This is a genomic window from Pseudoalteromonas sp. S1650 (genome assembly GCF_005887195.1).
GTDB classification, from domain to species: Bacteria; Pseudomonadota; Gammaproteobacteria; order Enterobacterales; family Alteromonadaceae; genus Pseudoalteromonas; species Pseudoalteromonas simplex.
In genome coordinates this window covers 1-292 of the sequence record NZ_PNDF01000153.1, presented here as the reverse complement: position 1 = coordinate 292, position 292 = coordinate 1, and the positions used below count along the sequence as shown (strand labels likewise).

The 292-nt window shown below is 40.1% G+C and carries 1 protein-coding gene; it reads left to right on the top strand.

Annotation, left to right across the window (positions count from 1 at the left end):
- Positions 1-130: 130 nt before the first annotated feature.
- Positions 131-256, top strand: coding sequence for a hypothetical protein (locus CWB80_RS23145; RefSeq protein WP_283235116.1), 126 nt, complete (start codon positions 131-133; stop codon positions 254-256).
- Positions 257-292: the final 36 nt, after the last annotated feature.

Sequence of the window (292 nt, the reverse complement as noted above, 5' to 3'; positions counted from 1 at the left end):
AAGAAAACTTTGCGCTCATTCGCAGCAAAGTTGCCAAATTAGAAGAAGACAGCTTACTTAAGCCCGACATTGATGCCATGGGAGAACTTGTTAAATCGCAAGCGTTTAAAGTTAACTAAGGGAGCAAATTATGACTTATCAAGAACAAATTAAGCAAGGTATCCCAAGCTTATTACCAGATCCAAAACCGTATCCAAGTCATGCAAACCGTGCTCCAAAACGTAAAGACATTTTATCGGCTGACGAAAAGCAATAAGCGAGTCGTAACGCATTGCGGTATTTCCCTAAAGAA

What these genes read in the sequence shown, in the direction of transcription:
- CWB80_RS23145 (WP_283235116.1), top strand. Translation starts at nt 131, where the DNA reads ATGACTTATCAAGAACAAATTAAGCAAGGTATCCCAAGCTTATTACCA.